The organism is Bacillus sp. E214, from assembly GCF_008087365.1.
In the GTDB taxonomy this organism is placed as follows: domain Bacteria; phylum Bacillota; class Bacilli; order Bacillales; family Pradoshiaceae; genus Pradoshia.
Genome location: NZ_VENN01000003.1, coordinates 170,214 through 195,188, shown reverse-complemented (window position 1 = coordinate 195,188; position 24,975 = coordinate 170,214). Strand labels below are relative to the sequence as shown.

The following is a 24,975-nucleotide window of genomic DNA, read 5'->3' as shown; positions in this document are numbered from 1 at the left end:
TTTTTTCTTTTGGGCAATTTCTGTCGTAAATGCTATTTTTATATGTATAATAAATAGAGGATTTTTATAGGAGGATATAAACAAATGAATATAGCTTTAATTATCTTATTTAGTACAGCTGTCGTTTTACTTCTTATTGCATTTATGAAAATGAAGAAGCAAACGAAAGAGGAAAAAAGGCAGTTAGAAAGTTATTATGCAGTCATGCTCGATGAAACGAACAAACTGCAGGAGCAAATCAATAGACTAGAATTAAATGCAGAGGTTACTGCTCAGGAAGCTGGTATCATGACTCATCACTCTGAAGAACGCCAAGCTATGGTGAAAATGCTAGACTTATATAAGCGCGGCTATTCCACTAAAAGTATTGCCTCTATGCACAAACTTACGGAGGAAGAAGTAGTAGAATTGCTTGCTCCATACGAAGGCCCTAGCCAAAGAAGGAGGAAAGTAGCCAATGACGCCTAAAGTTCTAAGTAGCTTTGCTGCTGGGATCATTGTGGCAGCAGGTGTGTGCGGCGCCGTATATTATTCCTCCTCTGAGGAAGAAACGGTTACTCAAGCTGCAGAATCTCCCAAAAATACCATCACTAAAGAAATGACAGAAAATGAAATGAAAGATGAGCTATCTTCTTTGGGATATGTTATAAAAACAGAGGATGAATATTCCGCTGAACTGAAAGAAGCAGAGCAAACTGCAAAAGAAACCTCTGAACAGCAGGATCAAAAAGTTATCTACAAAACAGTAATAAATGTAGCTAGCGGAATGACCAGTATTGATGTTGCTCAAGCGTTGGTTAAAGGAAAAATCATTAATGATGCTTCTAGCTTTACGAAAACAATTGAAAGCAGAAAGCTGGAAAACAAACTGAAGCCTGGCGTATTTGAAGTTGATAGTACAATGTCCATGGATGAAGTCATTAACCATATATTCAAGTAATATAATGGCCGGGAGCCTTGGAGACTAAATTTACTCTGAAGGTTTCCGGCTTTATATATATTGTTTCATTCTGTTTTTCTTCTAGTATAATGGATTAATCCTCCAATAACTTTCTATTTAGTTCAGAGATTTAAAGAGCAGCTATTCAACAAAGCTTCTGCTAATATAATATCTTTCTTAACACTTGAATATTCTCCACCATCCTCTATACACCAACACACGCTCATAAGAGTTTCGACATATAGGCATTGCCTTATAATAGAATCTGGGATAGTAAGCTCTTTTTCTAAAACTTCAATGATATTGTTTATTTTCTTATACGTTTCCCTATCTTTTTTATTATCAAATTCATTTAATATAAAACGCGGAACATCAAACACTGGGTCACCGATGACACCCTTAGGATCAATAATTATATATTCTCCATCCATACCAAGAAGGATATTATCATGATGTAAATCACCATGAAGCAACGCCTTTTCAGAATACATAGCTGAAATCGATAAATAAATATTCCTCGCTTTTTTCATATATAAATATAGCTCTCTACAATCTTTTTGTTTGCTCATGTATTCTGTTATTCGATCGACCCATTGCATATAACTAGGATAAACCACAGATTTAGATGGGGAGATATGAAGTCCTTTGTAAAAGTGACAAAAAACAGATAATCTTTTTTCAAGTGAATTCTCTTCTCTCAAAGATGTACCAGGCTGTATACGGGCTTCAAGAATGACACCATTTTCAATGTCCGCTTCAATCACTCTACAAAATCCCCGCGCATGATATTGACATAATGTATGATATTCTGAAATAATCTCTCCTAAAGAAGGATCACCTAGTTTCAGGACCACATCACCATATTTTTTAGATTGACACTTAAACACTACCTTTGCGGAATAAGACGGAATGAATTGAATAGCTGTTAAACTCCACTTGTCAGCATAATATACAAGATCTAACAAGACCTTCTTATAAAAATCCAACCCAAAGCGATTAATTATTTTTTCACTTTCGGTTTGACTGAAGCAAAAAGAGAAATCGATCAATATACTACCTCCGTCTCATGTTTTTTTATGTAGAATCACTTTTTTCTTAGACCTTATAAAGCTGCTAAACCATATCTCTATATACTTATTCATCTACAAAATTATTTCCTTATTTCATTCTTAACCGGTAAACATAATACAAAGGTGTAAGACCACAGATAAAAATAACACCTCCTACAAGCAGACCTTCCCCCCATCCATAGCCAGGTGTAATTGAAATGAGAGAGGCAGAAATGACTACAATAGCTGTCAATACTGTTAAACTTATCATAAATGATTTTTTAGGATTAATGTTTTCTTTCTCATGTTCGATACTTACACTCATTGATAAATAAGCAGACACAACAGAAGTTAATATAAATAAAAACCAAAAAGGATTTGAACGCATTTGTTCAAGGCCGCCCTGAAAAAAATCGTATCCAAGTATACATAGAATACCAAGTGTTTGTATGGTATAAGCTATTTTAATATTTTGTAAATTTTTGAAGATAAGCCTCTCATCTGTAATCTTTTTCATTCAATATCCTCCTTTTCAATCCAAAAGATTTCATCTAATTTTGTATTTACTGTATAGCAAATTTGCAAGCATAGCTTTAATGATGGGTTGTATTTCCCTTTCTCAATAAGACTAACCGTTTGCCTTGTAATACCAACAGCTTCAGCCAATTGCTGTTGCGTCAAACCTACTCTTACACGAGCAACTTTTACTAAATTTTCCATAATACACCTCGATGTTAAAGTAACATATATATTCCATAATGTAAAATATAAATTACATAACGAGATTCTTCAGTTATACCGTATTTTGCACGAGAAAAGGCTGCCATGATATAGGCAGCCTTAGTTTTACTTATGAATCCTCCAAAGTAATATTGTAATGCTTAAACCATAAATGTACTTGAATCAAATAAGCAAGTAATTGCGGACCGGACATCAATTGCCCAAACCATGGCTTTTTAAATGAAGATCCTCCAGTATCAACAAGGGCTTTCAGCTGATCTTTATCGAAGAATTCGAATAGGGGGGAATCCCCATCCTCTAATAATTCCTCAAGCCAATCCTTCACAAGCTTTGTATAAAGAGGATTATGCGTTTTCGGATATGGGCTTTTCTTTCTGTATAAAACATCTTCCGGTAGGATTCCCTTCAAGGCTTTCCTTAGAATTCCCTTTTCCCGGTTACCTGCCATTTTCATATCCCACGGTATATTCCAGGCATATTCCACTAGACGATGATCTGCAAATGGAACACGTACTTCTAAACTTGCTCCCATACTCATTCGGTCTTTACGATCCAACAGATTGGTCATAAACCAGGTCATATTTAAATAAAATAACTGCCTTCTTTTTGTTTCTAAGTCAGATTCTCCCGAAAGCAAAGGCGTCTCCTGTAGACTTTCTTGATATTTATGCTTTACATACTCTTCAAGAGATAGCTTTTTTCTCCAGTCTTGTCTAAGTAATTGATTTCGTTCATGGATAGAGCGCATCCATGGAAAAGTATCGTTTGATAATTGTTCAGGATTATGAAACCATGGATAGCCTCCAAAAATCTCATCCGCACATTCTCCAGAAAGACCGACGACATAGTCCTCTTTGATTTTTCTGCAAAACCAAAGCAAAGAAGAATCGATATCTGCCATACCCGGTAAATCTTTTACGATTACGGCCTCTCCCAAATTATTAATCAGTTCTTCCTGACTGATGACACAATAGTGATGTTTCGTGCCAAATTCCTGATTCATTAGTTCAATCCAATGACCATCCGCATTGGGCTGGAATTCATTCGCTTGAAAATGAGCAGCATTATCCTCATAATCAATCGAATACGTATTAAGAGCAGGTTTCCCGTCCATCTGATATTGCTTGGCAGCAATTGCTGTAATGGCACTTGAATCAAGTCCGCCTGATAGGAATGTACATAATGGAACATCTGAAACCAATTGTCTTTTTACAGCATCCGTCACTAGAAAACGGACCTTTTCCACGGTTTCATCTAGACTCTCCTGATGTGTTTCACTCTTCACATTCCAATATCGGTTAATTTTAAGTCCATCTCTATTAAAGGTTAAGGTATGTCCTGGGCGGAGTTCATGAATATTTTTAAAAACCCCTGAACCAGGTGATCGTGAAGGACCAAGTCCGAATATTTCTGCAAGTCCTTCTCTTGTCAGAACCGGCTTGACTCCCGGGTGAGCCATAATAGCTTTTATTTCAGAACCAAATAAAAATTGGCCATTTTGTAGGGAATAAAAAAAAGGTTTTACCCCTAATCGATCTCTTGCCACAAATAATTGTTGTTTGGCTTCATCCCAAATCGCAAAGGCGAATATCCCATTAAAAAAATCCACGCATTTTTCTTGCCATTCCATATAGGCAGTTAACAGAACTTCAGTGTCCGAATGGCCAGTGAATGAATATCCTTTTAATAATAGTTCTTTTCGTATATCTTCTGTATTGTAAAGTTCACCATTATAGCATAGTACAAATTGATTCCCATTTTTTTCACGGATCATAGGTTGTTTTCCACAGAGCGGATCCACCACAATGAGCCTTTTATGTCCCAAACCGACATGTTGGCTATCCCAAATATTCGTGTCATCCGGTCCACGTTTTGAGAGTGTATTTGTCATTTTAATGAGAATCTCTTTCTCTTGATCAATAGATCGATTAAATTCAACCCAGCCAGTAATACCGCACAAAATGCATCATCCTTTCAAACAAGCAAATGGCCCATTCCTGCTAACATGATATGCATCTTACACAAAGTTGTTAATTGTCCAACTTTAAGGGGTGGGGTTATAAAAGAAGATGCTTATGTTAAGAAATAGAAAACAGTGCCATAAATTTTATCATTACAAAACGGATATGCAGTAATTTGAGTTCTACATAGACTCTTTTATCTGCACTTGGAGGCGCACAAATGAAAAATCAACTTAGAAATCAACTATTAAGTAAACAGCTGCGAGCATATACAGAAGGAATCTTTGAAAACATCAATGATCAATGGGTCTTCTTCGATGAAGAAACAGATGAGGCATACCCACTTGAGGAATATATGAATAATGAGATATCCATTTATCGTAATAATCGTTGGAGAAAAGGGACATTAGTAGAAGACGGGAAGCTTTTATCGGGCAAAGAGCTTATTTTTATAAAAGATGAAGACCAGGTTCGTATTAAAAAAAATTTACAATACTCTTTGGAACGTTTACTGGAGGAATTAAGGGATGATGCTTTCTTTCAATTCATCACGACGTTAAACAGCATGGATTTCTCTGCTTATGACTGTATCTATGGCTATAACCAATTATCCTTTTCATCTACAGCCCAGTCATCAGGCACGAACTTTTTCATTTTTGATAATGGTGATTATATCTGCTCTGTCCACCACCATTTTAACGAGCACAACAAAGAACAAAACCGCTTTGAATTTACCCTGAATACTGGAAAACGAATGATCATTGAAAAATTAGTAAAGAACAAGGATTAAGGACACTGGCAGCTCATTTCATTTTCACACATCTCCAATCCATTTTAAATCGTGATAACCTAAAGTACTTTCAGCTCGTGAGCACTTTAGGTTATATACTGTTTACTTCAAGTGAAAGGCTGTCTGCTATAGGCAAATTACTTTTTAGAGGGGTTTTATTAGGAGGATACCCTATTTCAGGATTGATGTTTTTTCAGCATTTGCTGCAAATAAGCTTCTGATTGGCCTTTTGGTATACTAAGACTTTCCCACTCTTTACTCTTTATTTGTTTACCTATATAGACGATTTGTCCAATGTGATACGCATAATGAGCTAATTGTCTCTCAATAGCGTCTATTACCAAATGGCTTTCCGCACGTATATATACTTTCTTTAATAAATCTTCACCGCCTAAATTATGTAATGCTTTAAAGAGAGTATTCCATCCGTCTTCTAAAATACCGATCATTTCATCCTTTGTTAAAAGATGAGTTATAAATTCCTGTTCCCGATTCCGATTAGGCTTCTCTCCATCCGAATTCAAGAAATCGGTCCATCTAGATACCATATTGCCGCTTAAATGCTGTACGATAACAGCTACACTATTGGATTCCTCATTTAAAGCCCAATGTATATCTTCTTCTGATAATTGTGAAATTGCTTTATCTCCAAGACTTTTAACACTTTTAAATCGTTCCTTAATAATCCTTAAATACTCATTCTCCATACTCATCAGTATCCTCCCACATCATAAGTCAGGAAATTTTATATCATTAACCGTAAACAGTTCTTGTTTAAAATCTACTTTGAACAATTTAACCAATATCAATAAAAAAAGTTTTCTATGCTGCGGAAAGAGAATAGACACCCTCCTATCCATCCAACTTTTACATATAAGCTATTCAGTATCATTTTAATTACTGCACTTACAGATACCGACTAAAGTAAATTCAATTTGAATTCATGAAAGACCCCGTCCAATAAGGTTTGCAGAAACCGGCGTTTTTCCGATTCCTCTTGCCCAAATTGATAATTGTCCCATATGGTGAATTTCATGGGCAATGGTATGTCTCATGATTTCTCCCCAAGTATCTGTTACAACTTTTCCATCATATGAGGTACCATACAATAACCGATTTTCCATTGTAGCATTCCAGTTATTCACAAAGCTTGCCACTTCCAGATGAAATTCTGCGTCCAATTTCCGGACCTTATCCAAACTTCTATAACCCTCAAAACTCTCCTGAAATTCTATTTTACCTTCCAATAAACGTATCCAGCTCCATTCAACATCAACTATATGGAAAAGTGTATGTAATATACTTCCCATTCCACCCGTTCTTTTTTGCAGAAGTTCCTGTTCACTTACCCCTTCGCACCAACGATACCATTCTTCTCTTACCATCCAGTTATATTTAAAAAAGATTTGCAAAAAAATCCTCCCCCTTTTTCAGTAAATATAATCATTTAATCTTTTCATAGAACCTTTCAACTTCTCCTTTTGATTTCAAAATGATAATCTCTTTGTCTTCCGCTAGCTGTTTGAGTCTGTTTAAAATTTTTGGTTTTTGCTTTTTTGGATATTCCCAGATCCATTTTAAAAACTCGAAAGAAAATCTCTCCTCACAGCCTTCTCCCATATCTGGTCTTGTTTTATTTCGATATTGGAGCATTCTTTTAAATGCTCTGTAAATGCAGATTGTTCTCGGTATATCAAGAAAGATTATCGTATCGGCTACATTTAACCTTATATCCATCGTGCTACTGTAATTACCATCAATAATCCAATATTCTTTTGTTACTAGCTCATTTTGAACCTGTATTTGTTCCTCTTTAGGAATGCCTACCCATTTAGGTTTCCAAAATAATGAATCGAGATGATAGACATTTATATTCAACTTTCCACCTAGTTGTCTTGCTAAAGTTGATTTCCCTGAACCTCCAGAACCAATAAGCATGATTTTTTTCATATGAATCCCCTGTCAAAATAAAAAGTTTTAGACTATATCCTTCTTCTATTACCGAACTTCAATATTATAATTTCAACAAAATTAGTGTTACTCCTTCTAAAATCAACGTATCTAACTAACTCAAACGAAAAATAATAAAATAGTAAAAATGCCGGCCACAATCATGCGGCCGACTTCATTTATTATTTTCTGATGATAAGGTAAAAAACTGCGCTAATAATCCCACCAATCAATCCATCCATCATATCAAACATCGTATCCTTATGATCTCGCCCTTGAGCGGTAAAATGAAATAATTGATCGCCCGCAAACTCGAGCAGCTCCCATGCACCAGCTAGGCAAAGCGCAAAGATAACCATGATACTAGCCAGAAACGCTTTCGGCAATTTTTGTGTAAGCTTCTCACCAATTATTTGCCTAGTGAGTACCAATGCTGCATACCCAAGCCAAATACCTGAGGTAACATGGAGGAAATCATCAAAGTGCTTAATCGCGTACGCTCCGCCAAATGTACCAATACCTACTGAAATGAAAATAAATAAATACGTCATCATCATAAGCGGCCCGTCAAGCGGCTTTTTTGCTTTCCATTGCCACCCCCCTAATACTACTAAGCTTATACAAGTTAAAATACCCATGAATCCTTTCGTACCGTCACCTTCTATGAACATTATTATCGTTGCAGCCCCCATTAACAGTGTAACTATCCAAAAAGTGATTGTTTCGATTTTAATTCTATGCATCACTGTTTCTCCTCTCGCTGTCAAAAAATTATATTTAGTAATAAAATATGCTGAATGTATGGATGCGTTTTATATTCGTAATAAATAAAAAAAGCCGCACATTTGGCGGCAGCATCAAAGATCCATTTGAACAACTAGCTCAATTAACATTTCTCATTGTTTGGTAAGAAAATATATGAACACCGCTATGTTGCATGATATTCACACACTTCATTATCATAGAAAAATGCTTCTATCCTATTAAATTGATATGAAACTACCAAGTATTTATCCTGACTGAATAATAAAAAAGCGGCTTAGCCATTGCCTCTGACTGTTTCTAGCTACCTTCATTCACTAGGTTATAGAACCATAACGGACAATCCACATAATGACCATATAGTTTTAATAGTTTCTTTGAATATCCAAGATACCGGATAAACTAAAATTAATATTCTAAGAATCATAGAGTAGTATTTCTTCGACATTTACTTTCAAATAACTCGAGCAAGTACTCTATTTTTTCGGTGTCGAACCCATTGGCAAAAGAACGGTCTTTTCGGACCCCGGACCCAAAATGGTATTCCTTTGCATTCAGGAATGAATGCAATTCCTGAATATGCTCCTTATCCAGGCCACCGCCGATTAAGATCTCAGGACCCGACCATCCATCTGATAACGTAATCAGCTGCTGCAGTGTTTCCCTGCCTTCATAGGCTCTACTTTCACCGCCGGAAGTTAGAATCCGCTTTACATGCTGGGAGTACTGACAAAGCACTTCGAGTCCCTCTACATAAGACTTTAGTTCATCGAACGCCCTATGGAACGTAATATCAAAATGCGGTACTTCCTTTATCACTTTCTCCAGTAGATCCTGGTCGATTTTCCCATTCCTCAAGCAGCCAAATACAATCCCTTGTACACCCAAATCTGAAAAGGCTTGAAGCTCTTCTTTCATCGACATCCAATCGAACTCATCATATTCAAAAGAATAGCTATGCGGTCGCAGCATCACCTGAACAGGTATCTTCACATTTTCGATTACACGTTTTATTGTTCCATAACTTGGGGTTAGTCCGCCTTCCGACATGGCAGACACTAATTCCAAACGGTTAAATCCAAGCTGCTCTGCTTTAATGGCATCTTTTTCATTTTCCACTATACATTCCAAAATCATATTATCACCTGCTGCTAGTTCACATTATTTAATCCACGGGATGATATCCCTATAGAGAAAATTATTATTTTATAAACTTCATTATAACAAAACGAACCGAGCGTTATTTTATAAAACAATCAAAATATAACCATTGGTCTAAATAGTAAGATTGAATACTATAAGGGTTTTCACCTTACAAATATAGGTTTAACCCCTTCCCTCTGTAAGTATCTGTAAGTATCTGTAAGTTCAAAATCACAGTCACTAATTCCTTGGAATCACGACAGCATTGCACGCTTTTTCATAAAATTCCAGTGGTCCAGCCTGCCCGATGATTGCATATTCATAGCCTATTTCCTGCATCTCTCTTAAACAATGATGAAGGAGAATGAATCCTATTCCTTGGACTCGATTTGATAGAGTAGTACCCATCGGACCGAACAATCCCTTCCTTTTTCTAACTACATCAAAGCAAGCGAATCCAATAATTTGGTTATCGTCTAAAGCGATGAAAATAGGAATATTATCTTTTAAAAACCCATTTTCAATTGAGTCTAGCCACCTAGCTCCAAATTCACTTTCCACAAAGACTTTTAACGATGCGGCATCATTTGGCTCCGCTTTCCGATAATTTATATTACTTGTTAAAATACTTGGGAATTCATAATCCTTCAGAGGAACAGCCATATCTCTCGGGGAAGACATTATTCCAAGTATGCTGGAAACATCTAAGCCATCCAATATGGAATAGGTTGAAAAATCCTTACTTTTAAATATTGCATCAGAAAGATGTCCTTCATTTAAATAAATCTGGTTAAAGCGTTTCATTCGGTTACTTGCATGTATTAACACCTGATTAGTCGATAAAGAAATGTTCATTTTAAAGGGCTCATAACTGATTCCATGTTCGTAAGTATTCGAGTACACTTCTTTAATCCGCTTAACTAATAGCTCCCGAAGTTCTGGATTCTTAATAGATAGCTCAGCACAGACACCTGTCCTTTCAAGCAACATTCCTAATACTAAATGAACTGGATAAATGATATTAGTTGTCCTTTTGGCTTCTATTTCTGCATATTTAAAAATTCTCAAGGTACGTTCCGTAAATCTCAAGAACTTCATCTCCCTTCTGAATTTAAATTAATTCTAGAAGTAAAATGAAAAAACCTTTTATTATAATAAATTAGGAATTAGATTAAATAAAAAAAGCCCAGTCTCTATCGACTGAGCCACTGCTTATCCGAATAATTGAATACCAATAGGTAATCTAAAGCCTAGCAATAACACTAAAACAAACGCAATCCAAAACTGGATGAAGAAAGATTTGTGATTCTTTCCTTTTGATCGCTTCACGTTTGTCATTTCCATTGCAGCGATTACCCAAACACCAATAATCGTCTTGGCGATGTATTCACCACTAATATTGGAAACATTCATTAACATCATGATACCTGTTGCAATAATTAATATGTATAGTACCCTATTAATCATCATCATTATTTTTAAATTTTTACCTGTCATTTTTAAAGATACTAAGAACACAACAATAGATAATACCCACATAAAAATATGTTCATAAGTAGACCCGCTCATAAAATCCCCCCACTTTCAGCAATATTCAACATAATAGTAGCATACTAGGTTGTATTCTACGAACATTATGTATTTACAATTTATTTAGAAATGATAGATTTTAAAGTCCCAATCGATTCTATAGTTATTTCAATCACATCCCCGTCTTTTAAATAACGCGGTGGTTTAAACCCTTTTCCTACTCCTGCCGGTGTACCGGTCGCAATAATGTCGCCAGGCTCCAGCGTAATTCCCTTCGAAATAGTAGCGATGATTTCGTCAATTGGAAACAAAAATAATGACGTTCTGGCATGCTGCCTTGTTTCCCCGTTTACTTTTGTTTTAATTTCCAGATCATACGGATGTGGCACATGATCTTTTGAAACAATCCATGGACCCATTGGACACGTACCATCCAGGCTTTTTCCCAGGAAATATTGCTGATGCTTTGATTGCAAATCTCTTGCTGTAATATCGTTTAAGATGGTATATCCAAAAACATGATCATAAGCTTTTTCACGGGAAATAGAGGTTCCCTTTTTGCCAATTACAATAGCCAATTCCCCTTCATAGTCCAGCTCATTCGTTACTTCTGTATGAAGAGGCACAACTTGTTTATGGGCATTGACTGCGGTTGGAGCCTTCGTAAATACAATCATATCCTCCGGTGGAACCCCGCCATCAAATTCAGTAGCATGTGCAGCGTAATTTTTACCTACACAAAAAATATTTTTGTGCGGACGCGGCAGAGGAGCCAGCCATATTAAAGAGTCGATTGATTTACCTTCTGTTTTCTCTGCAGCTTGTACCCATCCCTGAAGCTTTGGCAGCCATGTTTCAGATTCTTCAATCAAAGCCTGTAAAGAAGTTGGCAATCCTTTCAGTACCTCACTGGATTGCCTAATTACTTCTAAAGAATAAAATAAATCCTGATCAATCAGTCCTGCTACTGCTTGTCCATTATCATTGACGGTTGAAAATTTCATCCTTCCCACATTCCTTTCATATTGGTTTAAAACCATTTATGCAGCTCTTTTCTGCTACAAAATGATAAATTACTTATCTCTATCCTTTTAAGCTATACTCTTATTAAACTGCGTTCCACCTTTATTAAAATGTATCATATACCTTTTCCCGCTTGAATGATGGTTTGTCCCAGTAAGTAACGATTCTCCAGCCATATTCAATTGGTCCCATTCTAAAAGAGCGTAACCAATATTTTGTAAATACCATTTGAAACAAGATAATCAATACAGCTAATAAAGTACCCATAAAAGCTCCCACTTCGCCATATAATCCGAGGCCGTATGAATAAAAGATCAGCGTACACAGAATGGAGTGCATAAGGTAATTTGTAAGCGACATTCGTCCCAGTCTGACAAAAGGAACAGCCATTTTTCTAACCTTTGGAGATTTCTCATAAATAAGGGTAATCCCTGTTATAATGGCCAGTGTCAGGAAGGGGCCGCCAAAAATATCCTGCCAAAATTCAGCCGCATAATTTTGGCTCGACAGATACGGATACATTTTCAAAAGCAGTCCTATAGGCAATGATACAAGGAACATGATCTGTAACTTTTTCTGATGAACCTTCAGATTGGTGAGCCATTCCAGTTTGGCAAATGCCATTCCTGCCAAAATACATGGAAAAACGGATAAAAATAAAAAAAACATATTTGCCGGTCCATTGACAGCAGCCCAGTCATTAAATCTCAATGTAAAAATCTCTGTAAACGTCCCGCTTGAATAGATTTCAATGGCTTTATTTATTTTCGAAAAATCGGTATTTAACAAACCAGATGTTGGGGTCAATAATTCGAGCAGCAGAATAAGCAACCCAAATATTCCATAAGGAATGGTATATAACCATACCGATAAACGAAGCAATGTTTTACCTTTTAATCGATAAACAAGCAGCAAAAGTAACCCACAAACGGCATACGTGATTAAAATATCACCGTGCCAAATTAAAAATGCATGAATCATTCCCAGCAAAAGCAAAAAGATCATCCGCCTTGTAAATAAAGCAGGAAACGATTTCCCCTTTTGTTCTGCCCTAATCATTAAAATGACCGTACCGAACCCAAACAAAAAGGCAAAAAGCGGGTAAAAATTCCCCTGTGCCAAAATATCAATGAGTGCATATGTATAGAGATCTAGCTTGTTATCCCAATAATCTAATTCAAGATACAAAAAAGGCGAATGAAAATCGAGCATGTTGACCAATAAAATTCCTACAATTGAAATCCCACGCAGAAAATCAACCACATGTATCCTTTGTTTATCCGTTATGGATTGCAATAGAACACCCCATCTCTCCTAAAAATTTCTTATAAAACCAGTTTAGCAGTTTCTGCTAAAATCCCCTATCATAATTATCTGTTTTTTCTAAAGCAAAGAGGTTCTCTCACCTTTCAGCCCATTCCTCATATACTGTTAAAGAATTGTTAAGAAGGTAGATACAGGTATACTCAAGGAAGGTGTTAAATGTGCCAGGTATTGTAGGTATTGTCCAAATTCTCAGTGTAGGGAGCAGCGGTGTATTTAATGTGGGGGATATTTACAAAGTCACTCCCTACTCTAATGCTAAAACATTTTCCGGAGCGGGTTCATTTAATACAGGTGATTATGTAGCTGTAAACAATCCTTACAGTGCTACGAATACGTTTGATGCAGATGTTGTCGATCAACCAATTGCATTTACGTTATAGAGGTGAAGAAAATGAACATCTTTGTTAAGCAAACGATTATGATTAATACCATTAAAATTAATGCAATTGCTAATGCATCCGTGCTGCAAATCGGCAGTGCCGGTATCATCAAATCCAAGTCACTCATAACCAATTCCGGTGGCTTTGAGGCACCTGCTCCGGAAGCGCACCATCCCCTTTTTGAGACTGAAGAAGATTCTCCGCAGGTTCAAGTCCAGAATAGGAAAGGATGAGTCATGTGCAGCAGGATTTAACCCAATTCCTACACTATTTACAAAATACGCTGGAATATCAACAGCAGGCTATTTTCAAACTGGAAGAAGACGTAAAGAAATTAAAAGAAGAATTAACAGAGGCAAAACACCAGGCACCGATTCGTGTCGATCGGATAGAGTATAAATTTGACCAACTGAAAGTGGAAAGATTGGAGGGTACCTTAAATATAGGGCTAACCCCTTCAGATTTAGAAAAAATCGATGAGCTGGCCATCAATAATCATACTCCTTCCGGTCCATTTCTCTTTCCATCCAGGGATGAATTTGTCCATCAACTAACGAGTGAGGTTTTACTTGACCTAAATAATCAGAAGGATGAAATCTTTAAAAGAGCCGAACATATCTGCGAACAAAAAACGGATGAAACCATGCGCTCCTTTATCATGGAGGATCTTGCCCGGCAGCTTCCTCAGCGCATTCATCATTATTTGGACCAAACGCCACCTCATAACCGGACTGAGCAAAAAATCCCGGCAATTCGGGAGCAAATATTAGAAGTACTCAAAACAGATATCGAAAACGCCATCATCAGATTTATAGAGGTTTATCCTGATTCAATGAAGGAGCAGTGAGCAATGTGATGAATTTCCATGTCGTAAACGAACAAATTAAGGTTGGCTGTATAAAGTTGATATCTGTATCGAGCGCCTCTGCTATTAAAGTCGGCGATACAGAAACCATGCAGCTATTTGCCGCCTCTGACACGCCATTAAACGCATTAGAATTTGGACCCTTGCAGCCTATTGTTAATCGTTAAAGAGGACCATGCCATGTGGGAAAGAACATCGATAGTCGATCATATTCATGTATCCATTTTATCAAGGGGATCTACATTTGATATAGGAGAACTTCAATATAGTTACTCAGTTGACAATGTCCTTGCCTATCAGCGGGAACAGGAAATTTTTTACGGACAGGAAGGTAATTTCGGAGATTACAAAGTATTTTACACAGTGCCTGACTTTGAACCAATTGAAGAAATGGTCCATATCAATTTTGAGAATGTTAATCCATACCTTTTTGTTGATTGCATCCGAACACAGGCCATCTCTGCTTCCTCTTTATTACAGGTAGGAAACGGCCGGTTTATCCGATCCGAAACTAGAGTCATGAATGTAAGACAGCTTCTTAATCGGCCCAAAAATGAAAGAAGGGAGGAAACTTAATGCCTGCTCTTGTCGGTTCCGTTCAAGTCCTTAATGCAGGAAGCGGAATTATTCAATTCGGCGACTCTCTGGTTATCTCCCCAAAATATGCAACTAAAAGTGTGAATGGATCAGGTTCTGGAATTACCGGTGGAATTATTTTTGATACAAATGGACTTAGCGGAAACTCCGTTATTGGTATAAATGGGGTTGATCAGCCCATCTCTGCGAATAATTAATCAATCACCTTTTTCCGGCCTTATAGCCGGATTTTTTTATACGCGGTAATTTACCTGCCGGCTGCTTTACAATCCACTTTAAATATTTCTTGATTTCAGGATCATCTCTCAGTTTCTCAATCGTATTAAGTCTGACAGCCAAATCCAAATTTGGATAAAGAGCATGTATCTGTTTATGGCATGGAATGCATAGCTTGGAGGTATCATTGGGGCCCCCACCATATTCGCGTGGAATTAAATGGTGAATCGTCCGTTCGACATAATTTCGTAGACAGAGTTCACATACACCGCTCCTTGCTTTACTCATATAATTCCCTCCTTTTCATACCTTTTCCTAAATTAGCACAATGATCGTATTCATTTATATTTCCATTATTAAGTGACATCCATTCCTGTTTTACTCCTATCTATATCGTTTTATTTCACTTGAACAAGTCTAAAGTCTTACTATTTTTATTTTTAACAATATAGTAGTATATTTTCCTTGAAGGGTATGGATATTTACTGGTAAGAACTTAATATCCAATTTACAGATTGGGGGAAATTAATCATGAATTATAAAAATGTGACAGTTGCAGGCAGTGGGGTTTTAGGGAGTCAAATCGCTTTTCAAACAGCCTTTAAAGGCTTTAATGTCACCATTTATGATATTAATGAGAGCGCCATTGAACAAGCAAAGAATCGTATCACCGATTTAGAAGATACCTACATTGCCTATTTTAAAAATGAACAGGAAGCAGCCCGGTCTGCTCAATCACGTATTCAATATGCAACAGACTTAAAAATCGCAACAGCTAATGCCGACTTGGTCATCGAAGCTATTCCAGAGTTAAAAGAAATCAAAATTAACTTTTACACTGAGTTGAGTAAAGTTGCACCTGAACATACGGTGTTTGCAACAAACTCTTCTACGATGCTTCCTAGTGATTTTGCCGAATATACCGGACGTCCGGAGAAATTCCTGGCCCTGCACTTCGCAAACCGCGTTTGGATGAATAATACTGGAGAAGTCATGCCACATCCTCAAACTGATGACCAAGTGGTTGAAGATGTATTGCAATTCGCAGCCGCAATTGGAATGGTTCCGCTCCATATAAAAAAAGAGCAACCTGGCTATATTCTAAACAGCTTACTCGTTCCATTACTGGATGCAGCCCAAAATCTATGGGGAAATGGAGTAGCGGATCCATATACAATCGATAAAACATGGATGATTGCTACAGGTGCACCTCTTGGACCATTTGCGATTATTGATGTAGTCGGTTTGGAAACAGTTTATAACATCGTCAGTACTAAAGCAGCAAAGCATCCAAATCCAGAGCAAAATCCATTCAAGGACATTGCAGATTTAGTCAAAACAGAATTTATTAACAAAGGCAAATTGGGTATGAAAACAGGGGAAGGATTCTATAAATATCCGAATCCAGCCTATAAGAAAAAAGACTTTCTACAGCCTTAAACCAGATCACTGATACTTCTAAGATAAATCCTATTGGCATAAATGCTAATAGGATTTCTTTAGGTCCACTGAAGAAGGATTTTAAATATATCAAGAATCTTTATATAAGATTAAAAGGGAGGTTATGTATTAAATGAATGATATTGTCGATTTGCTTGATACAAAAAAACCTGGAGTTACAGATTTAGATATAAAATTAGCAGAAGAACACTTAGATGAAATTTCCCCAAACAGTATAAAGATCTCTTTAAACTATCTAACCATGCACAGATTGATGAATGGACGATGAACGCTTTTCCCTATTAAAGATCCTAGAAATTTAAAAAGAACCTGGGATGATATTGTAAGACAAAATAAAGATATGCGAGAGGAAGAAATGGATGAAAATCTCATATCTATTGGCGAGGAAGGTACAGGGGACAAATTATGCTATAAAATTGTGGATACAATCATAGATCATAAAATTTATATTTGGTATCACGAAACCGGCGAATTAGAAGAAGTAGCTTCTAACTTGAAAGAATTTATTATATCGGTCCAATACCAATAAATGATATAGCGGTCCTGTTGGCCATATATTTTCCCAAATTAGACAGTATCGAAAGAGAAAATATAAAAATAGACGACACAACTGCACGGTTTCCCGTCCAAATGTGCCGCCTTCAGCAGTTAAAGCTTCAATACATGTGTACCGTCAAAGAACATCAGATATCTTTCTGAAACTTCTCTTTTCAGGATTTGTTCAATCGCTCTTGTATATAGCTGAATCTGCTTTTCATATCTTTCTTTTAATACAGGCTCAGCTTCTTCAAATCCATTTTTAAATCGATCTGTTATCGCGTCTGTTTTATAGTCAAGCAGTACAATCCCATTCTCATCTTCAAATAGGCAATCCACTATTCCCTGAACAAGAATGTTCTCGTCGCCATCCTGCCAATCCTGATACGCTTCATGTGCAGGAAGTGCCATTGTAAATGGAATTTCCTTGCGTATTTTTTTGGCATGCTGCAAGCGTTGACCCAATTCACTTTCAAAAAAGCTCAAAATCTGGTCAGTTCTTATCTCACTGACTTGTTCCTTCGTAGCGTATTCCTTCATCACCAAATACTCCAGTAACGTCTGAACAGACTCTTCCGTGACTGGCTTTGTAAAGTCCAAATGCTGCATCACTAAATGCATCATCGTTCCCTTTTCTGCAGGTGACATTGTTTTTTGCTGCATAAAAGCCGGTCTCTTTAAATTCATCCGTTTAAAGGTCGCCCGAACCAAATCAGTTGCACTGTATTCATCCTTTGATTCATTTAATCGTTTCAATTCGGACACAGACTGCTTAGAACGCCCAGTTGTCGAGCTTTTAAATCGATAATCCCATTCCATTTGGTCCCTGACCTGTTCTTTAAACTCAGACTCTACCTCAATTGGTTCCATTTGTTCAATTGATTTAAATAATCGTTTACTTTCCAGGTTTTCTTCCTCTTTAACTGATTGCAACGTATTAGATTTCCGGACATGTACCTGCCATTCTGACGGATGACTAGCAATCTCAGCAAGTGAATCACTGGCGATTGCCCCTTCTTTAAAGATACGATGCCGCACTAGAGACGGACCAATCCAATCCATATAGGACGTGGCATTTGCTCTCGTATAATCAGGTAGAAGCCAGCCTTCTTTATTCTCATAGGCAGACCACTTCTTAAAGGATTTTTCAGCATCTGAGAGTGTTCCGATTAAGTACAGCTTCTCTTTTGCACGGGTTAACGCTACATACAGGACGCGCATCTCTTCCGCAATATTTTCAAGGAGCTGCTTCTTTTTAAAGGCAATCTGCGGTAAGGATGGATAGGTTATCCTTAACTCCGGATTCACATATCGAAATGCAAGACCCAGATCCTTATCCACTAAATAGGAACGCTTTAGATCCATCTGATTAAACTTCTTAGACAAACCGCCCAAAATCACGACAGGGAATTCCAGTCCCTTACTCTTATGAATGGTCATAATCCGGACAACATCTTCCTGTTCACCCAGGGCACGTGCCGCACCCAAATCACTGCCCCTTTCTCTCATCCGATCGATAAAACGGAGAAAGCGGAATATTCCTCTGAATGAACTTTCCTCATATTGTCTGGCACGGTTATATAGTGCCAATAAATTGGCCTGCCTTTGTTTGCCGCCAGGCATACCGCCAACAAAATCATAATAGCCCGTATCCCGGTACAGCTGCCAAATTAAACTGGATAGTGCTCCCTCACGCGCCTGGTTTCTCCATTCGTGAAGATAACCAAAGAATCGCTTCACTTTTAAATAGACAGTTCCGTATTTTTCAAATGAACCGTACTGGCAATAGGCCTTTAACGCATCATAGAATTGCCCCTTTGGCAAGGTAATCCGGATATCTGACAAGTTTTCTTCATCCAGCCCCACTATAGGAGAACGCAGCACAGATGCAAGCGGAATATCTTGATATGGATTATCAATAATTTGCAGGAGAGAGATCATAATAGCTACTTCTGTCGCCTCAAAGTATCCTGTTGAGAGATCGGCATAAACCGGGATACCCTGCGCTCTGAATTCATCCATAATTTGAGGAGCCCATGGCATGGAACGCAGCAAGATGACAATATCCCGATAGGTAATGTTTCGGTATGTTTTCGTTTTGGCATCATACACTTTGCGGCGTTCATTAATCATTTGTTTAATTAATTCAGCCATTTGCCTAGCTTCTAACAGTACCGTTTCAAGGTCTTCGTCTGCTTCGTCATCATCCTCAGAACCGTAACCAGCTCCTTCTGCCGATTTATCAATCAAATAAAGTTCCACTGGGTACTCTTCATCCTCAGGATAGGCTGCTCCTCTTTTCAATTCAGCGGGTTCATCATATTCTATTTCACCAACCGTTTTACCCATCAATTGTTTAAATAAAAAGTTCGTACCTGCCAATACTTCACTTCGGCTGCGGAAATTTTTATTCAAATCAATCTTCATTCCGGTATCTGTCGGCTCTGTTAAAAATCTGCTGTATTTCCCCATGAAAAGATTAGGCTCAGCCAGGCGGAATCGATAGATAGATTGCTTAACATCCCCAACCATAAACATATTGCCGGTTGACTCACCGTCCTGTGTAACAAGCTGAAGGATTGTTTCCTGCACCATATTAGTATCCTGATATTCATCGACAAGTACCTCTTTGAATTTATCACGGTACTCCAACGCAACATCTGTTGGCTTTAATGCTCCATCCTCATAAGTCCCCAGAATTTCTAACGCCATATGCTCCAAGTCGGAAAAATCAACAATCCCGCGTTCAAGCTTTTCTGCCAGGAATCGTTTTTGGAACGCTGTGACCAACCCGGCAAGTGTTACTACATACGGCTTCATATCTGATATATCTTTTAAAAAGCTATCTGCTTTCCGGAAGAATAAATCGCTCGAAATTCCATTCAGCAATTTCTTAACATCATCTCTCATTTTCTTGGCTTGCTTTGCCAAGTCCTCATCACAGGTTCCCTTGCGAATCGTTTTTGCTTTTGCAAAGCTAACCGCTGAAAATGCATCTGCCATCGACTGCCAATCTGCTTCAAGCGACTCGGATAACTTGTTAATAAGCTCTTCGTCTAATTTAAATGTTTCGCCCAGGGCTGCTGGACCATCAGGCAGCAAGGTTAATTGATAGCCTTCATGGATCATTTCTTTAGCTGCAGCTAGGCGCATCATGATATCAAATTTCAAGACTGGATAAAATGGCAGATCCTCAATCCTGGTATGTTCCCCTACCTCATACATATCCGCAAGGCTTTCCAGCCATTTCTCAGGATTGGGATTAGATCGTGAAAAATCATCAAGCACTCGGATAATTTCGAGAATCGTACGATCACTGCGGTCATCCGTAAATGCATCGATAAGCCTGAAAAACGGCTCATTATCAGATATTCCATACTGTGTTTCCAATACTTCTTCAAGAATTTCATCTTTAATTAATTCGATTTCCGTTGAGTCCCCAATTCGAAAACCGGGATCAATGTCCAGCAAATAATAATGACTCCGGACTACATCCAAGCAGAAGGAATGAAGGGTTGAGATATTCGCCTTATTCAGCAAACTGAGCTGCTTACGTAAATGTCTGGAGTCCGGATTCTTTTTAATTTCCTTTTCCAACGCTTCCGCAATACGGTGGCGCATTTCAGCAGCTGAAGCATTGGTAAAGGTGGCTATCAATAAACGATCTACATCAAGAGGGTTATCCTCTGAAATAATCTTCCTGATAATCCTCTCAACCAGTACAGCTGTCTTACCACTTCCGGCCGCAGCCGCTACTAGAATATCATTTCCATCCGCAGTGATAGCTTTCCATTGGTCATCTGTCCATAAGGCATCTGCCGGTTTTACGGGAATCTGACCCGGGTTATTCATCATCTTCTTCCTCCTCCCGTATAGCCTCAAAGATTTCTTCTTTTTTAGCTGGTTTAAATACTCTGTACTCGTTGCTCTCAAGAGAAGGGTCAAACTGGCAAACTGTTTTATAATTACAGAAGGTACATGGTAATTTATTTTGCAAACGATAAGGTTTTATATCAGCCACACCGCTAGTAATTGCATTACCTGTATCGGCATACATTCTCTTCACATGCCGGCTTAAAAGAGAGAACTCTCCTTCACTTGCGATCCGTGAAGCTGCCGTAAAATGCCCATCCTTCTTAAATCCAGCAGGTACAATCAGGGATTCCCCATTTTCCAAATCACTGTCCATCATTTTAACAACCTGGTCATCCCCTAAAAGCAATCCCTTCATCTTAAAGCTTTTAAAGACTTCACGTTCAATCTGGTCTAACGTATAAACTCCATTGTTTTTAATTAATGGATTGTGAACATGGAAATAAAGGACACCTGCAGGCTTAGCCTGTTCCCCAACCAACAGTGGTGAGTGTGTGACCACGATATCGAGGTAGGTCAGCATTTGCAAGGCGATTCCATAATAGATTTCCGTGAAGTTTAAATCCTTCGAGCTCGATTTATAATCAATGATTCTCAAATAGGTTCCATCATCTGTCTTTGCCTGATCAATCCGATCAATTCGTCCAGCCAGTTCCATCTTTGTTCCGTTTTTAAGCTCAAAGGTCAGAGGAGGCAATGAACCTCTCCGGCCAAATCCAAGCTCTAGCCCAATCGGTGAAAATTGGCTGTTTTTCGCTTGTCCACTTAAAGTGATTGAGGCTCTCGCCACAATTTGTTCCAGTTTCCTTTTCAAATAATGAAATCTATTGGAAGATAATAAGATTTCATTCTGCAATTTCGGTGCCATTACCTCTACAGCAATTCTGGCTAAGTGGATACATTGCTCCCGTGATAAAGCTCCCCAGCTTGTCCCACGTTCGATAATTTGTTCCGTCATCCATTGCAGAGCACCATGGAACATTTCTCCGATATCAGGAGCTTCTAAACGGTAGATATCCCGTTCCCTAAGCTTTAAGCCGTGTGAGGAAAAATGCGCAAATGGACAGCTATTGAATAGCTCCATTCTCGATACGCTTCCCTGGATTGTATCTCCATACAATTCAACCGCTTTTTGGTCAGGGATTTTCTTCGCTTTATTTTGATACGAAAGCGCTGAAAGAACAAAGACCGCCTGATCCTTCATCGGACCGTCTTTAACATATTCGTTATATACTTCCCACCAAACAGGGGATACCGGATAATTCCTTTTTTTCTGTTGAAGCTGGCTTGCCAGGAATGACAGCGTTGCACTCGTCTGAACCACATACTCCAGTTGCAGCTCATCACTCATTTCAGCCGGATCATGCACAAAGAAAGTTTCTTTCACCGAACCAAATAAATCCTTCACTCGTTTCATATAAGAGGAAGCCAATAATTGCTTTCCTTCGTCATCAGCCAGTGGATAAGAAAAATATACATAGTCGGATGCAAGCAGGAATGCCTTGTATGCAGCAAACTCCTCATCCAACAACTTGGTGCTTGATGTCGGTGCCATCTTTATTCCGGTAGACTTCAGTGTTTCTCTATCCGTATCTGAAAGGATTCCCCCTTCACTTACTTTTGAAGGAATCACCCCTTCATTTAAGCCTGCTATGAAAGCAATCTTTACATTTTGAGGACGTGATAAATCCATATTGGTCACGACTACTTGGTCAAGGGAAGGTGGAATTAAAGAGAAGTTCAGTGTTTCAATCCCGCTTTCTAGGATTGCGCCAAAATTCTTTAGCGTAACCGGCCTGTCCCCAACAATTTCTACAAATTGATCCAGCAAATCCATGACACCATTCCATGCCTGGTCGTGCTCGGTTGCATGGATGAGTCGGCCTTCCTTTTCATCGCTTTGAGCCATTTTTTCAAGCTTTTCCGGTATGTCAAGCTCATCTAAATACATATATAAAGCCTGAGCATAATCCGTTCCGGATGTTGCTTTTTTAAAACGATTTGCAAGTCGACGGATGGGCTCTGCCACTTGTTCCTTCGTTTCATTCAGCAACGCTTCCATTTTCAATTCTTCATCTGTCTGGATACTGGCCACCAGTTCAAGACCGCGATTTCTTTTATACTTCCAGCTCTGCTTCTTACTCCAGCGGTCACCATAATAGCCTCTGGATAATACGTAATTTTCTAGCAGGGCAGCACTCTCACGCTCTTTTGGTATATAGGCATTCTTATCAAACAAAAGGTCTGTTTTTATAGCACGGAACATCGGTTCATAACGCCAATTATTCGTTAAGGCTTCAAGCGTAGAGCGAATAAGCTCGATCAAAGGGTGATTAAGCATAGGTCTCTTTTGATCAATAAAGACAGGAATACCGTAGTCCATAAAGACGGTTTCCACCACTTCAGCATATTCCTGGCTATTTCTCATTAACACAAAGATATCTCTGTATCGATATCCTTCCCTAACACTCTTTAGAATCTTACGCGCGATTCCTTCCACCTCAGCCCTTCTGTTACCAGCCGGGCAAAATTCAAAATTCGGCTCTTGGTCGTAAACTGGTGCCGGTCTGTTGGCAAACCATTTATCCAAATGCTGCATGGATTCATTTTGAATAAATCGATGCGGTTCCTTAAATAAACGATCCTCCTCCACCTTTACTCCGTTTTGGAGCGCAATCTGATACAGATCAAAATAAGTTTCCCCTGTCATCCTAAATAAATGAAGTGAATCAGGCGCCAGTTCTTTAAAGGGTTGATCTAATGTCAACGAAACCGTCACATTCCTGCAGTGTTGCATTAGAGCTGCCATAATGCCGTATTCCTGAGCTGTAAAGCTGTAAAATCCATCTATATAAATTTCAGCATCGCGAAGGTAAGCTGATTCAGGCATCTTTTCTACTAATAAAGTAAAGTAATCCTCTGAATCTACGTACTGACCTTCTAATTCACGCTCAAATCCATTGTATAAAAGGGATAAATCATCAAGCTTTGACCGTAAAATCGGTGATACCTTTCCAGCTGATTGGTTCAACATTTCCTCTGGAGTCAGGCAATATCGCTTACATTCCTTCAGCAAATCACTCAACTGGGTAATAAAGCCCTGCTTATCACTAGAACGTTGAAAGGTCTTTAACTCGTCCTTATTTTCCTCCATGATTTTGCGAATCACCATGTTGACACCGACATTATTTAAATGCCGTCTGCCCATGCCGCCTGTTTCTTGTAGAACCTTCCAAGCAAGCCGGCTAAAGCTAAACACTTGGGCACGTATCATACCGCCTAGATTTGGCGTATTAATTAATTCCAGCTCAGCCTGAAAAGTCATCTGATCTGGAACAATATATATAATCGAAGGACCTTCCGGATCACTCTCCAGCTTGGTCCTAATGTCATTTAAAATAGCCTCTGTCTTACCTGTACCTGTTTTTCCAATATAAAATTGCAAAGACATTAAATGTGCCTCCCCCCTTTATATCTATCTCTCTATTTTATCATAATTAATGGTGTTTTCTCCTCAATTGACTCTATATCCCAGCATTGTAAAAAATGGTTTATTTTAATTGTGATTACAAGATTAGTTTTTGTTATATATCACAGCAGATGAGAGAAAGAGGAGAAGTTAAAATAGGTACTAATATGAAAATTACAATCGGCAAGGGGAAAACTTTCACTGCAAATATAAAACAATGACCATCTGGATTGATGATCATTGTTTTGGTTAGCTTCTTTATTGAATTCTAAGCCACTATTAATTAGCGATATATGGATAAAAGGGTTGTCATTTAATGAAATACTTTAGACCATTTTAAGTTTTAAATGATTTACGACTTT

Annotated in this window: 26 protein-coding genes and 1 pseudogene; 11 read left to right on the top strand and 16 right to left on the bottom strand. The window is 38.1% G+C overall.

What is annotated here, in order from left to right; genetic code table 11:
• Nucleotides 1–84 precede the first annotated feature (84 nt).
• Nucleotides 85–468 carry a hypothetical protein gene (locus FHY47_RS13460; RefSeq protein WP_066101598.1) on the top strand — a complete coding sequence of 128 codons (384 nt, stop codon included), beginning with the start codon at nt 85–87 and terminating at the stop codon, nt 466–468.
• The gene (locus FHY47_RS13455) at nt 458–940 is read left to right on the top strand and encodes a hypothetical protein (RefSeq protein WP_066101599.1); all 483 of its coding nucleotides are present in this window, start codon (nt 458–460) and stop codon (nt 938–940) included. Before FHY47_RS13460 ends, FHY47_RS13455 begins: the two co-directional genes overlap by 11 nt.
• 122 nt (nt 941–1,062) lie before the next feature.
• Here FHY47_RS13455 and FHY47_RS13450 read toward each other — a convergent pair whose 3' ends face one another.
• From FHY47_RS13450 to asnB, 4 genes are all read right to left on the bottom strand, one after another.
• Nucleotides 1,063–1,989, bottom strand: coding sequence for an aminoglycoside phosphotransferase family protein (locus FHY47_RS13450; RefSeq protein WP_254654684.1), 927 nt, complete (start codon nt 1,987–1,989; stop codon nt 1,063–1,065).
• Nucleotides 1,990–2,098: 109 nt separating this feature from the next.
• The gene (locus tag FHY47_RS13445; protein ID WP_066101603.1) at nt 2,099–2,506 is read right to left on the bottom strand and encodes a hypothetical protein; all 408 of its coding nucleotides are present in this window, start codon (nt 2,504–2,506) and stop codon (nt 2,099–2,101) included.
• Nucleotides 2,503–2,709 carry a helix-turn-helix transcriptional regulator gene (locus tag FHY47_RS13440; protein ID WP_066101605.1) on the bottom strand — a complete coding sequence of 69 codons (207 nt, stop codon included), beginning with the start codon at nt 2,707–2,709 and terminating at the stop codon, nt 2,503–2,505. The genes FHY47_RS13445 and FHY47_RS13440 overlap by 4 nt, the downstream gene beginning before the upstream one ends.
• Before the next feature lie 130 nt (nt 2,710–2,839).
• On the bottom strand, nt 2,840–4,690 hold the full coding sequence (gene asnB / locus FHY47_RS13435; RefSeq protein ID WP_139891453.1) for an asparagine synthase (glutamine-hydrolyzing): 1,851 nt from the start codon (nt 4,688–4,690) through the stop codon (nt 2,840–2,842).
• Between the two features lie 221 nt (nt 4,691–4,911).
• Between asnB and FHY47_RS13430 the strand changes: the two genes are divergently transcribed.
• Nucleotides 4,912–5,481, top strand: coding sequence for a DUF2777 family protein (locus tag FHY47_RS13430; RefSeq protein WP_066101611.1), 570 nt, complete (start codon nt 4,912–4,914; stop codon nt 5,479–5,481).
• A gap of 176 nt (nt 5,482–5,657) precedes the next feature.
• Here FHY47_RS13430 and FHY47_RS13425 read toward each other — a convergent pair whose 3' ends face one another.
• The 9 genes from FHY47_RS13425 to FHY47_RS13385 form a co-directional block, all read right to left on the bottom strand.
• Nucleotides 5,658–6,194, bottom strand: a complete 537-nt coding sequence (locus tag FHY47_RS13425) for a DUF1572 family protein (protein WP_066101614.1) — start codon at nt 6,192–6,194, stop codon at nt 5,658–5,660.
• A gap of 228 nt (nt 6,195–6,422) precedes the next feature.
• A complete protein-coding gene (locus tag FHY47_RS13420; RefSeq protein WP_066101617.1) occupies nt 6,423–6,893 on the bottom strand; it encodes a DinB family protein in 471 nt (156 codons plus the stop codon).
• A gap of 31 nt (nt 6,894–6,924) precedes the next feature.
• Nucleotides 6,925–7,431, bottom strand: a complete 507-nt coding sequence (locus FHY47_RS13415) for a DNA topology modulation protein (protein ID WP_066101621.1) — start codon at nt 7,429–7,431, stop codon at nt 6,925–6,927.
• A 182-nt stretch (nt 7,432–7,613) separates the two neighbouring features.
• Complete coding sequence (locus FHY47_RS13410; protein ID WP_066101624.1) at nt 7,614–8,174, bottom strand: DUF2238 domain-containing protein; 561 nt, start codon at nt 8,172–8,174, stop codon at nt 7,614–7,616.
• Nucleotides 8,175–8,616: 442 nt separating this feature from the next.
• The gene (locus FHY47_RS13405) at nt 8,617–9,330 is read right to left on the bottom strand and encodes a copper homeostasis protein CutC (protein WP_066101628.1); all 714 of its coding nucleotides are present in this window, start codon (nt 9,328–9,330) and stop codon (nt 8,617–8,619) included.
• A gap of 246 nt (nt 9,331–9,576) precedes the next feature.
• Nucleotides 9,577–10,404 (bottom strand): GNAT family N-acetyltransferase, encoded by an 828-nt coding sequence (locus FHY47_RS13400; protein ID WP_187393493.1) that lies wholly within the window; start codon nt 10,402–10,404, stop codon nt 9,577–9,579.
• 144 nt (nt 10,405–10,548) lie between these two features.
• The gene (locus FHY47_RS13395) at nt 10,549–10,905 is read right to left on the bottom strand and encodes a YisL family protein (RefSeq protein ID WP_066101632.1); all 357 of its coding nucleotides are present in this window, start codon (nt 10,903–10,905) and stop codon (nt 10,549–10,551) included.
• Between the two features lie 80 nt (nt 10,906–10,985).
• A complete protein-coding gene (locus tag FHY47_RS13390; protein ID WP_148630870.1) occupies nt 10,986–11,870 on the bottom strand; it encodes a fumarylacetoacetate hydrolase family protein in 885 nt (294 codons plus the stop codon).
• A 124-nt stretch (nt 11,871–11,994) separates the two neighbouring features.
• A complete protein-coding gene (locus FHY47_RS13385; RefSeq protein ID WP_148630868.1) occupies nt 11,995–13,185 on the bottom strand; it encodes a DUF418 domain-containing protein in 1,191 nt (396 codons plus the stop codon).
• A gap of 188 nt (nt 13,186–13,373) precedes the next feature.
• On the opposite strand from FHY47_RS13385, the gene FHY47_RS13380 reads away from it, so the two are divergent.
• The 6 genes from FHY47_RS13380 to FHY47_RS13355 are packed head-to-tail and all read left to right on the top strand — an operon-like array spanning nt 13,374 to nt 15,254.
• Complete coding sequence (locus FHY47_RS13380) at nt 13,374–13,595, top strand: spore germination protein (protein WP_139891460.1); 222 nt, start codon at nt 13,374–13,376, stop codon at nt 13,593–13,595.
• 11 nt (nt 13,596–13,606) lie between these two features.
• On the top strand, nt 13,607–13,828 hold the full coding sequence (locus tag FHY47_RS13375; RefSeq protein ID WP_139891461.1) for a spore germination protein GerPB: 222 nt from the start codon (nt 13,607–13,609) through the stop codon (nt 13,826–13,828).
• Entirely contained in the window at nt 13,825–14,442 is a 618-nt protein-coding gene (gene gerPC, locus FHY47_RS13370; RefSeq protein ID WP_139891462.1) for a spore germination protein GerPC, read from the top strand. The genes FHY47_RS13375 and gerPC overlap by 4 nt, the downstream gene beginning before the upstream one ends.
• Nucleotides 14,443–14,447: 5 nt before the next feature.
• Nucleotides 14,448–14,627 carry a hypothetical protein gene (locus FHY47_RS13365; protein WP_066101647.1) on the top strand — a complete coding sequence of 60 codons (180 nt, stop codon included), beginning with the start codon at nt 14,448–14,450 and terminating at the stop codon, nt 14,625–14,627.
• Between the two features lie 13 nt (nt 14,628–14,640).
• Nucleotides 14,641–15,036, top strand: a complete 396-nt coding sequence (locus FHY47_RS13360) for a spore germination protein GerPE (protein WP_148630866.1) — start codon at nt 14,641–14,643, stop codon at nt 15,034–15,036.
• Nucleotides 15,036–15,254, top strand: a complete 219-nt coding sequence (locus FHY47_RS13355; protein WP_066101652.1) for a spore germination protein — start codon at nt 15,036–15,038, stop codon at nt 15,252–15,254. The genes FHY47_RS13360 and FHY47_RS13355 overlap by 1 nt, the downstream gene beginning before the upstream one ends.
• A gap of 4 nt (nt 15,255–15,258) precedes the next feature.
• On the opposite strand, the gene FHY47_RS13350 is transcribed toward FHY47_RS13355, so the two are convergent.
• Complete coding sequence (locus FHY47_RS13350; protein WP_148630864.1) at nt 15,259–15,561, bottom strand: HNH endonuclease signature motif containing protein; 303 nt, start codon at nt 15,559–15,561, stop codon at nt 15,259–15,261.
• A 243-nt stretch (nt 15,562–15,804) separates the two neighbouring features.
• On the opposite strand from FHY47_RS13350, the gene FHY47_RS13345 reads away from it, so the two are divergent.
• Both FHY47_RS13345 and FHY47_RS13340 read left to right on the top strand, forming a co-directional pair.
• Nucleotides 15,805–16,713, top strand: a complete 909-nt coding sequence (locus tag FHY47_RS13345; RefSeq protein WP_066101657.1) for a 3-hydroxyacyl-CoA dehydrogenase — start codon at nt 15,805–15,807, stop codon at nt 16,711–16,713.
• Nucleotides 16,714–16,846: 133 nt separating this feature from the next.
• Nucleotides 16,847–17,263 (top strand): annotated as a pseudogene (locus tag FHY47_RS13340) (SMI1/KNR4 family protein).
• 119 nt (nt 17,264–17,382) lie between these two features.
• Here FHY47_RS13340 and addA read toward each other — a convergent pair.
• Both addA and addB read right to left on the bottom strand, forming a co-directional pair.
• Complete coding sequence (gene addA, locus FHY47_RS13335) at nt 17,383–21,126, bottom strand: helicase-exonuclease AddAB subunit AddA (RefSeq protein ID WP_316246007.1); 3,744 nt, start codon at nt 21,124–21,126, stop codon at nt 17,383–17,385.
• The gene (addB, locus tag FHY47_RS13330; RefSeq protein ID WP_148630862.1) at nt 21,116–24,595 is read right to left on the bottom strand and encodes a helicase-exonuclease AddAB subunit AddB; all 3,480 of its coding nucleotides are present in this window, start codon (nt 24,593–24,595) and stop codon (nt 21,116–21,118) included. The genes addA and addB overlap by 11 nt, the downstream gene beginning before the upstream one ends.
• Nucleotides 24,596–24,975 lie beyond the last annotated feature (380 nt).